The sequence below is a fragment of the Massilia frigida genome, assembly GCF_011682175.1.
Classification (GTDB): Bacteria; Pseudomonadota; Gammaproteobacteria; order Burkholderiales; family Burkholderiaceae_D; genus Telluria_A; species Telluria_A frigida.
Genome location: NZ_WHJG01000020.1, coordinates 117,337 through 127,022 on the forward strand (window position 1 = coordinate 117,337; position 9,686 = coordinate 127,022).

Consider the following 9,686-nt stretch of genomic DNA (forward strand, 5'->3'; position numbering starts at 1 on the left):
ATTTAACTTGCTTGTTTAAATAGATGTATCTAAAATCTTTCTTTAACGGAGCGGACTGTACCGCCCCGTTCTAATAACAAGGAAACCACGCCATGCACGCCTCACGCAAACTATGGACCTGGCTCGCGGTCATCTGCGTCCTGTCCTTCGCCGTTCTCGGTTGGGTCGGGACCGAGATCTACCTGAGCGCTCCCCCGATTCCCCATCAAGTCACCAGCCGCGACGGCGAGGTGCTGTTCGCCGAGGGCGAAGTCCAGCGCGGCCAGCAAGCCTGGCTCTCGGCCGGCGGCCAGCAGCTCGGCTCCGTCTGGGGCCACGGCAGCTATCTCGCGCCCGACTGGTCGGCCGACTGGCTGCACCGCGAAGCGCTGGCCCTGCGCGAGATCTACGCCGGCAAGCAATTCGGCAAACCGTTCGCACAGCTGGACTACGAACAGCAGGCGGCCCTGGGCGAACGGCTCAAGCGCGAAATGCGCGCCAACACCTGGGATGCCCGCACCGGCATCGTCAATCTCTCGCCGGAACGCGCACAAGCGGTGCGTGAAGTCGCCGCCCACTACAGCGCCCTGTTCGGCAACGACCCCAAGCTCGACGCCCTGCGCGAACAGTACGCCATGAGTTCGGGCAGCCTGGTCACGCCGGAAGACCTGCACGCCCTGCCAGCCTTCATCTTCTGGTCGTCCTGGTCGGCCGCCACCGACCGTCCCGGCGAAACGGCAATCAGCTACACCAGCAACTGGCCGCACGAACCGCTGGTCGGCAACGGCCCCACCGCCGGCGCCGGGATCTGGTCGATCGCCAGCGTGATCCTGATGATCGCCGCCATCGCCGCCATGATCTTCTACCACGGCCGCGCTCACGAAGGCGACGACCCGGTGCCGCCCAAGGCCGACCCGCTGTTCGACCTGAAGCCGACCGCATCGATGCGCGCCACCCGCAAATACTTCTACGTCGTCATCGCGCTGATACTGGCGCAGGTCGGCATGGGCATCATCACCGCCCACTACGCGGTCGAAGGCCAGAGCTTCTTCGGCATCCCGCTCGGCCAGATCCTGCCGTTCACCGTCAGCCGCACCATCCACACCCAGTTCGCCGTGCTGTGGATCGCCACCGCCTGGCTGGCCACCGGCCTGTATATCGCCCCCGCGATCTCCGGACGCGAACCGAAGTACCAGGCGCTCGGCGTCAACGTGCTGTTCTACGCGCTGCTGTTCATCGTGGCCGGTTCCACCATCTCCGGCTGGCTCGGCACCCTGCAGCACCTGGGCAACGACTTCAGCTTCTGGATCGGTAACCAGGGCCTGGAATTCACCTCCATGGGACGCGTATGGCAAATCCTGCTGTTCGTCGGCCTGCTGTTCTGGGTCCTGCTGCTCGGACGCGGCCTGATGCCAGCCCTGCGCACGCCGTCCGAAAGCCGTGGCCTGATCGCCATGGTGTTCCTGGCCGCGCTGTGCATCGGCGGCTTCTACGCCACCTCGCTGACCTGGGGTCCGCGCACCCACTACGCCATGGTCGAATACTGGCGCTGGTGGCTGGTCCACCTGTGGGTCGAAGGCTTCTTCGAAGTGTTCGCCACCGCCGTCATCGCCCTGCTGTTCACCCGTCTCGGCCTGATCGCGGCAGCCACCGCCAACAGCGCCATCGTCCTGGAAACCATCGTGTTCCTGTTCGGCGGCATCCTGGGCACCCTGCACCACCTGTACTTCACCGGTACGCCGACTTTTGTCATCGCCATCGGCGCCATGTTCTCCGCGCTGGAAGTGGTACCGCTGGCCATGATCGGCGTCGAAGCATGGCGCAACTACCAGCGCTCGAAAGCGGCGCCCTGGGTGCAGGCCTACAAATGGCCAATCCTGTGCTTCATCGCGGTCGGTTTCTGGAACGTGGTCGGCGCCGGCCTGCTGGGCTTCGCCATCAACACCCCGATCGCGCTGTACTACATGCAGGGCATGAACATGACGGCGGCGCACGGCCATGCCGCGCTGTTCGGCGTCTATGGCATGCTCGGCATCGGCCTGATGCTGTTCTGCCTGCGCGGCCTCACCGAGCGCGCCGCCTGGTCCGACAAGCTGCTCGCACCGATGTTCTGGTGCCTGAACATCGGCCTGGCGATGATGGTCTTCATCTCGCTGCTGCCGGCCGGAATCTACCAGGCCTGGGCCAGCGTCACGCGCGGCACCTGGTTTGCGCGCTCGCCGGAAGTGGTCCACTCGCAGCTGATGGAAACGCTGGTGTGGCTGCGCGTGCCGGGTGACGTGGTGTTCTCGGTCGGCTGCGTGTTCCTCGCGCTGTTCGCCTTCAAGCTTGCCACCGGGGCGCGCGGCAGCAATTACGTGGTCGGCTCGGTCGCACCGGCCAAACCGTAAGTCATTTTTCCCCGGCGCGATCTTCCTGCCGGGGTTCGCTTCGTTTACACTACCCAAGGAGTATCACCATGACACACCCTGTTATCTCGGCCGCTTCGATTGGCTTGTACCCGTTCGACGCGCGCGGCGTCGCCAAGCGCTTTCGCCACGCCGCCATTTTTGGCGCACTGTCCGCGCTGGAGCCGGGAGAGACCATGCGCTTTTATAACGACCACGATCCGCTGCCGCTGCTGGCGCAGATCGAGGCCCATTTCGGGTCGGGCGTGACGATCGCCTACGTGGCGCGCGCGCCGGGCGAAATCATCATCGACTTCGGGATCGCCTGACCATATATAAGGAATACGCATGGAGTACCTGGCCGTCAAACACCTGCATATGAGCTGCGCTGCGCTCAGCATCGGTTTGTTCACCCTGCGCGGCGTCTGGATGCTGCTCGGCTCGGCGCAACTGGCGCAGCGCTGGGTCAAGGTGGCCCCGCACCTGGTCGACACGGTGCTGCTGGCCAGCGCCCTGACCATGGTGGTGTGGAGCGGCCAGTACCCGTTCGTGCAGCCCTGGCTGGGCGCCAAGGTGGTGGCGCTGGTCCTGTACATCATGCTAGGCGCGGTCGCACTCAAGCCCGGGCGCCCCAAACAGGTGCGCGCCATCGCCTTCGGCGCGGCCCTGCTCACGGTTGCCTACATCGTCGCGGTCGCGCTCACGCGCCGGGTCTTGATCGTTATTTGAGCGCCACAACCGATTGCCCCAAACTGTAATCTACATCAAGGAATTTCTGGTACGCAAACCTTAGCATCTTGTTGACGTCCGCCTCCGCGGCGCCCAACAGAACAAGAAAAGGTTACATCATGCGTCCACGTCCTCTCCGCCTCGCCGGCACCTGCCTGGCCACGGCTTCCGCCCTTCTCTCGCTGTGCTCCGCCCCCGCCTTTGCCGCGGAACCGGCGCTGCCCGTCATCGTGCAGGAGCTGCTCGCGCCGCCCGCGCTGCCGCCGCAGATCACGCGCAAGACCCCGGCGCGGGTGGTCGTCAACCTGACGGTCGAGGAAATCGAACGCGAAATCGCCCCAGGCACGCGCTACACCTTCTGGACCTTCGGCGGCACCGTCCCGGGCAAGATGATCCGGGTGCGCGAAGGCGACACCGTCGAACTGCACCTGCAAAACCTGGCCGGCAACAAGCTGCCCCACAATATCGACCTGCATGCGGTCACCGGCCCCGGTGGCGGCGCCGGGCAAACCCTGATCGCCCCGGGCAATGAAGCGAGCTTCACCTTCAAGGCGCTGGCCTCGGGCCTGTACGTCTACCATTGCGCCACCGCCCCGGTCGGGATGCACGTCGCCAACGGCATGTACGGCATGATCCTGGTCGAACCGAAGGAAGGCATGTCCAAGGTCGACAAGGAATACTACGTGATGCAGGGCGACTTCTACACCACCGGCGCCTACCGCGCCCCCGGCCTGCAAGGCTTCGACCTGCAAAAGGCGATCGACGAGCGGCCGACCTACGTGCTGTTCAACGGCGCCGACGGCGCCCTCACCGGCCCGGGCGCGCTGACCGCCGCCGCCGGCGAGAAGGTGCGCATGTTCTTCGGCGTGGGCGGACCGAATACCGTGTCGAGCTTCCACATCATCGGCGCCATTTTCGACAAGGTGTACACCGAAGGCGGCACCCACTTCCAGGAAAATGTCCAGACCACCATGGTGCCGGCAGGCGGCTCGACCATCCTCGAATTCGTGCCGAAAGTACCGGGCAACCTGACCCTGGTCGACCACTCGCTCACACGCGCCTTCAACAAGGGCGCGGTCGGCCTGATGGCGGTGAGCGGCCCCGATCGGCCCGAGATCTACGGCAAGGGCATCAAGACTGCCCTGAGCGGCGCCAAGACGCCGCCCGCCGCGGCCAAGACGCCAGTGGTGCCGCCCGCCACCAACGCGCAGCGCGTGCGCGGCAAGGCCGTCTACGACAACACCTGCTCCGCCTGCCATCTGGCCGACGGCAAAGGCGTTCCCGGCGTCTTCCCGCCGCTGGCCAATTCCGACTTCTTCCAGCAGCGTCCTTACGAGATGGCGCACATCGTCCTGCACGGACGCAGCGGAGAGCTGGTCGTCAACGGCGAGCATTACAACTCCGTCATGCCGGCGCAAGACCTCGACGACGACGATGTCGCCGCCGTCATCAACTACGTGAGCACCGACATGAATGCCGGTAAAACCGTCATCACGCCGGCGCAGGTCAAGCAGATGCGCCAGGTCAAAGCCAATTGAACGTGCCATGAACGCTCAATTGACCGCCTTCGCCTGCACCGCGATGCTGTGCACGGCGGCGGCCGCCGGCCAGTACGCGGCGCTGCCGGGCGGCGCGCTGCGCTCCGTCCTGCCGGCCGACGGCAAGGAAGCGCCCGCCATCGTGGCGCCGTTTTCGATGCGCACCGCGCCGGTCACCAACGCCGAGTTCCGTCAATACGTGCTCGCGCATCCGCAATGGCAGCGCGGCCAGGCGCCGGCGGTGCTGGCTTCGTCCACCTACCTGTCCGGCTGGCGCGGCGCGGCCGACCATGGCGCGCTGGCGCCCGACGCGCCGGTGACCAACGTCAGCTGGCACGCGGCCAACGCCTTTTGCGCCAGCGAGGGTGCGCGTTTGCCGCGCTGGCACGAATGGGAATACGCCGCCGCGGCCGATGCCACCCGCGCCGACGCGCGCGACGACCCGCAATGGCTGGAGCAGATCCTCAACTGGTACGCCCATCCGGCCAGCACGCCGCCGGCGGGCGTGCGCGGCGCCGCGCCCAATTTCCACGGCCTGTACGACATGCACGGGCTGGTATGGGAATGGGTCGAGGATTACAGCGCGCTGTTCGTCAGCGCCGACAGCCGCACCCAGGACCCGCGCAAGCAGCTCGATTACTGCGGCGGGGCGGCCCTGTCGCTGGGCGACCGGCGCAACTACGCGGTGCTGATGCGCATCGCGCTGCTGGCCGCGATGGAAGGCGCGCAGGATGGCGGCTACCTGGGCTTTCGCTGCGCGCGCGGCACCGACAACGATGCACCCACACCGAAGGAATCACCATGAACCGCTTCAATCCCCTGCGCCGCGTCCTGCTGCGCGCGGGCGCCCTGGCCGCCGTCGCACTGGCGGCCCCGCTGGCCGGCGCCGACCCGCTGCCGGCCGACTCGCTGTATCGCCTGCCGGTAGCGCTCAAGGAGAGCCAGGGCCGCCAGTTCGACTGGCGTGCACTGGCCGGCCGTCCCCTGCTGGTGACCATGTTTTATGGCGACTGCAACGCGGCCTGCCCGATCATCATCGAAAACCTGCGCCGCACGGTCGAGCAGGTCAAGCCCGCGCCCGGCCGCCTGGCGGTACTGATGGTCAGCCTCGACCCGCTGTACGACACGCCCGCTTCGCTGGCGCGCCTGGCCAGCTCGCACAAGCTCGATCCCGCCATCTTCCGGCTGGCGGTGGCCGCCGGTGAAACCCAGACGCGCGCCATGGCCGGCGCGCTGCAAATCAAGTACCGCGCCGTCAGCAACGGCGAAATCAACCACACCACGCGCGTGTGCCTGCTCGACGCCGGCGGCAAACTGCTGGCGGCAAGCACGCAACTGAGTCCCCTGCCCGATCCAGCCTTCGTCGCGCAGATCCGGCTGGCGCTCAAATAGGCGGCGCGCACGCCAAAAACCAACCTGGATCAAGGATTTCATGATCGCCGCAAAACGCCGTTGACCCCACTACATATAGTCAATAACCTCTCTCCATGCACCACATATTGTGTTTCACGGAGAGCAAATGACCATTCCACCGCTTCACTTACCCACCCACATCCGCAAGCGCGACGGCGCCATTAAGCCGTTCGACGCCACCCGCATCGAATCGGCCATGCAGCGCGCCGCGCTGGCCAGCGGCGAGTTCGATGCCGCCGCCGCCCACCTGCTGACCTGGAACGCAGTCCTGCCCGCGCTGTGCGCACTGGACACCGCTACCCCCGGCGTCGAGCAAGTCCAGGACGCCGTGGAGGCAGCCCTGTTCGCGGCCGGCCACCGCGCGACCCTGCGCGCCTACGTCGTCTACCGCGAGCAGCACCACAGCCTGCGGCGCGACCGCAAAAGCCTGATCGACGTCGAAGCGTCGATGAACGAGTACCTGGAGCAGCGCGACTGGCGCGTCAACGCCAACGCCAACCAGGGCTACTCGCTGGGCGGGCTGATACTCAACGTCTCCGGCAAGGTGATCGCCAACTACTGGCTCGATCACGTCTATCCGCCGGCCGTGGGCGCCGCCCACCGCAGCGCCGACCTGCACATCCACGACCTCGACATGCTGGCCGGGTACTGCGCCGGCTGGTCGCTGCGCACGCTGCTCAATGAAGGCTTGAACGGCGTGCCGGGCAAAATCGAATCGTCACCGCCCAAGCACATGTCGAGCGCGATCGGCCAGATCGTCAACTTCCTCGGCACCCTGCAAAACGAGTGGGCCGGGGCCCAGGCCTTCAGTTCCTTCGACACCTACATGGCGCCCTACGTGCGCGCCGATTCCCTCAGTTACGAGAGCGTCAAGCAGTACATCCAGGAGCTGATCTACAACCTGAACGTGCCTTCGCGCTGGGGCACCCAGACCCCGTTCACCAACCTGACGTTCGATTGGGTGTGTCCGGAAGACCTGCGCGAGCAGGTGCCGTTCATCGCCGGCGTGGAAATGCCGTTCACCTACGGCGATCTGCAAGTGGAAATGGACATGATCAACCGCGCCTACATCGAAATCATGATGACCGGCGACGCCAAGGGGCGCGTATTCACCTTCCCCATCCCGACCTACAACATCACCGAGGACTTTGCGTGGCACAGCCCCAACGCGGAACTGCTGTTCGAGATGACGGCGCGCTACGGCCTGCCCTACTTCCAGAACTTCCTCAACTCGGAACTCAAGCCGAACATGATCCGCTCGATGTGCTGCCGCCTGCAGCTCGACCTGCGCGAACTGCTCAAGCGCGGAAATGGCCTGTTCGGATCGGCCGAGCAGACCGGGTCGCTCGGCGTGGTGACCATCAACTGCGCGCGCCTGGGCTACCTGCACGCGGACGACGAGGACGGCCTGTTCGCGGCGCTCGACCGCCTGCTCGACCTTGGCCGCGACAGCCTGGAAATCAAGCGCAAGGTGATCCAGCGGCATATGGACAATGGCTTGTTCCCGTACACAAAGCGCTACCTGGGCACCTTGCGCAACCACTTCTCGACCCTGGGCGTGAACGGCGTCAATGAGATGATCCGTAATTTCACCTGGGGCGAGCAGGATATCGCCAGCGAATGGGGCCACGCCTTCGCCCTGCGCCTGCTGGACCATGTACGCGCGCGCATGCTGGAGTTCCAGGACCAGACCGGCCATATGTACAACCTGGAAGCGACGCCCGCAGAAGGCACCACCTATCGCTTCGCGCGCGAAGACCGCAAGCGCCATCCGGACATCCTGCAGGCCGGCACCGACGCCATGCCTTACTACACCAACTCCTCGCAACTGCCGGTCGGCTTTACCGACGATCCGTTCGAGGCGCTGGAGCGGCAGGATCCGCTGCAGCGCAAGTACACGGGCGGCACCGTGCTGCACCTGTACATGAGCGAGCCGCTGTCCACGGCCGACGCCTGCCGCGAACTGGTGCGGCGCGCGCTGGGCCGCTTCGGCCTGCCGTACATCACCGTCACGCCGACGTTTTCGATCTGCCCGAAACACGGCTACCTCGGCGGCAGCCATCCATTTTGTCCCAAATGCGATCTTGACCTGATCGCGCGCAAGCAACGCGAAGTTGCGTAACCAACCAAGGAGTCATCCATGTCAGACCTGAGCCAAGCCGTTTTCTTTGTTCCCCAAACCATCACCCTGACCGATGCCGAGCGCCAGCCCTGCGAAGTATGGACCCGCGTGATGGGCTATCACCGCCCGGTGTCGTCCTTCAATACCGGCAAGAAGGGCGAGTTCCATGAGCGTACCTGGTTCACCGAGCGCGCCATTGCGGCGCGCAGCTAAGGTGGGCGCCGGCGCGCTGCGGGTGGGCGGCGTAACCGCTTTTACCGCAACCGATTTTCCCGGCAAGCTGGCGGCCGCGGTGTTCATCCAGGGATGCCCGTGGCGCTGCGGCTACTGCCATAACCCGCACCTTCAGCCGCGCCGGCGCGGGCAGCTAGCGTGGGATTCGGTGATGGCGCTGCTGGAGCGGCGCGCCGGATTGCTCGATGGCGTGGTGTTCAGCGGCGGCGAGCCGACCATGGATCCGGCGCTGCCGGACGCCATGGCGGCCGTGCGCCAGATGGGGCTTGCGGTCGGCCTGCACACGGCGTGCATCTATCCGCGCCAGTTGAAGGCGGTGTTGCCGCTGGTCGATTGGGTGGGGTTCGATATCAAGGCGCCGTTCGAGGCTTACCAGCGCGTGACGGGGGTGTTCGGCAGCGGCGATCCGGCGCGCGCCTGCCTGGAGATGATCGTCGACAGCGGCGTGGCGCATGAATGCAGGACCACGCTGCATCCGGCCTTGCTGTCCGAGGCCGATGTGGAGGCGCTGGCCACGACGCTGGCCGATGCCGGCGTGCGCAACTACGCGCTCCAGACCTTTCGCGCGCAGGGCTGCGCGGACGCCGGCTTGAACGCGACGGCCGGCGCGCTCATGGGCGCCGCGGCGCTCGAGCGCATTGCGGCGCGCTTCGAGAAGTTTGTGCTGCGGCCCGCATAGAACTGCGGTTCCCGCCTCTCCAGGAACTAGCCTTTGCCCCCAAGTTAAGCAGCTTTGCGACAACCAACCTCGAAACCGTCATTCCCGCCTGCGCGGAAAAGACGGTGCTTAAGAGCGCCTAACAAAACCCGTTCGGCATACCGCCAGCAGATGAGCGAGCAGGCAAGCGAAAGGAACGCCTGATGGATGCCTGCTCGTCGCGCATGTCGGATGCGCAGCCTGCGAAAGCGGTGTATCCAACCTAAAGTGCGCTCAACGACCCAACGCCATCGGCCAAGCCTTTCCCGCGACTCCACGCCATAGCGCAATCCATGCTGCTATTCCCCGACGGCTAGCCAAGCCCGATGTGCTCTCGAAGCGTACGCTCTATCGGCATGCAGCTTGCCTGGACGTTTGCGCGCACGGCCTGCCAGCCCCTTAACTGCAGGGATTGACTCTACGAGCGGGATGAGGAAACTGAGCTTGTGTACGTCCGCTATCGTTAAGGGTTGTCCGATGCCGGCCGCCGTCACAGACTCAAACTGATGCACGCAAGCGTCTCCGGCCGGCGTTGGGCAAGCCGCGAAGGAGGAAACCGCGGGATGTGTCGTTGTCGTCAAGCTGTG

The 9,686-nt window shown here is 65.5% G+C and carries 8 protein-coding genes and 1 pseudogene; 8 read left to right on the plus strand and 1 reads right to left on the minus strand.

Annotated features, from left to right (window positions below; all coding sequences use genetic code 11):
• Window positions 1-92 precede the first annotated feature (92 nt).
• The 8 genes and pseudogenes from F2P44_RS19465 to F2P44_RS19505 all read left to right on the plus strand — a co-directional run bounded on the left by F2P44_RS19465 (window position 93) and on the right by F2P44_RS19505 (window position 9,081).
• Window positions 93-2,369 carry a nitric-oxide reductase large subunit gene (locus F2P44_RS19465; protein ID WP_167088707.1) on the plus strand — a complete coding sequence of 759 codons (2,277 nt, stop codon included), beginning with the start codon at window positions 93-95 and terminating at the stop codon, window positions 2,367-2,369.
• A 68-nt stretch (window positions 2,370-2,437) separates the two neighbouring features.
• Window positions 2,438-2,695 carry a DUF2249 domain-containing protein gene (locus tag F2P44_RS19470; protein WP_167088708.1) on the plus strand — a complete coding sequence of 86 codons (258 nt, stop codon included), beginning with the start codon at window positions 2,438-2,440 and terminating at the stop codon, window positions 2,693-2,695.
• Window positions 2,696-2,714: 19 nt separating this feature from the next.
• A complete protein-coding gene (locus tag F2P44_RS19475; protein WP_167088709.1) occupies window positions 2,715-3,095 on the plus strand; it encodes a SirB2 family protein in 381 nt (126 codons plus the stop codon).
• Window positions 3,096-3,214: 119 nt separating this feature from the next.
• Window positions 3,215-4,633, plus strand: coding sequence for a copper-containing nitrite reductase (gene nirK, locus F2P44_RS19480; protein WP_167088710.1), 1,419 nt, complete (start codon window positions 3,215-3,217; stop codon window positions 4,631-4,633).
• 7 nt (window positions 4,634-4,640) lie between these two features.
• On the plus strand, window positions 4,641-5,438 hold the full coding sequence (locus tag F2P44_RS19485; protein WP_167088711.1) for a formylglycine-generating enzyme family protein: 798 nt from the start codon (window positions 4,641-4,643) through the stop codon (window positions 5,436-5,438).
• The gene (locus F2P44_RS19490) at window positions 5,435-6,025 is read left to right on the plus strand and encodes an SCO family protein (protein WP_167088712.1); all 591 of its coding nucleotides are present in this window, start codon (window positions 5,435-5,437) and stop codon (window positions 6,023-6,025) included. The genes F2P44_RS19485 and F2P44_RS19490 overlap by 4 nt, the downstream gene beginning before the upstream one ends.
• A 127-nt stretch (window positions 6,026-6,152) precedes the next feature.
• Window positions 6,153-8,363 (plus strand): annotated as a pseudogene (locus F2P44_RS19495) (ribonucleoside triphosphate reductase); the annotation flags it as partial.
• Window positions 8,364-8,403: 40 nt separating this feature from the next.
• Complete coding sequence (locus tag F2P44_RS19505; RefSeq protein WP_370662721.1) at window positions 8,404-9,081, plus strand: anaerobic ribonucleoside-triphosphate reductase activating protein; 678 nt, start codon at window positions 8,404-8,406, stop codon at window positions 9,079-9,081.
• A gap of 44 nt (window positions 9,082-9,125) precedes the next feature.
• On the opposite strand, the gene F2P44_RS36605 is transcribed toward F2P44_RS19505, so the two are convergent.
• Window positions 9,126-9,377, minus strand: coding sequence for a transposase (locus F2P44_RS36605; protein ID WP_370662722.1), 252 nt, complete (start codon window positions 9,375-9,377; stop codon window positions 9,126-9,128).
• Window positions 9,378-9,686 lie beyond the last annotated feature (309 nt).

Excerpts from the sequence above, each read along its gene's own strand:
- F2P44_RS19475 (WP_167088709.1), top strand. The coding sequence starts at position 2,715 with ATGGAGTACCTGGCCGTCAAACACCTGCATATGAGCTGCGCTGCGCTC.
- F2P44_RS19490 (WP_167088712.1), top strand. The coding sequence starts at position 5,435 with ATGAACCGCTTCAATCCCCTGCGCCGCGTCCTGCTGCGCGCGGGCGCC.
- F2P44_RS19485 (WP_167088711.1), top strand. The coding sequence starts at position 4,641 with ATGAACGCTCAATTGACCGCCTTCGCCTGCACCGCGATGCTGTGCACG.
- F2P44_RS19465 (WP_167088707.1), top strand. The coding sequence starts at position 93 with ATGCACGCCTCACGCAAACTATGGACCTGGCTCGCGGTCATCTGCGTC.
- nirK (WP_167088710.1), top strand. The coding sequence starts at position 3,215 with ATGCGTCCACGTCCTCTCCGCCTCGCCGGCACCTGCCTGGCCACGGCT.
- F2P44_RS19470 (WP_167088708.1), top strand. The coding sequence starts at position 2,438 with ATGACACACCCTGTTATCTCGGCCGCTTCGATTGGCTTGTACCCGTTC.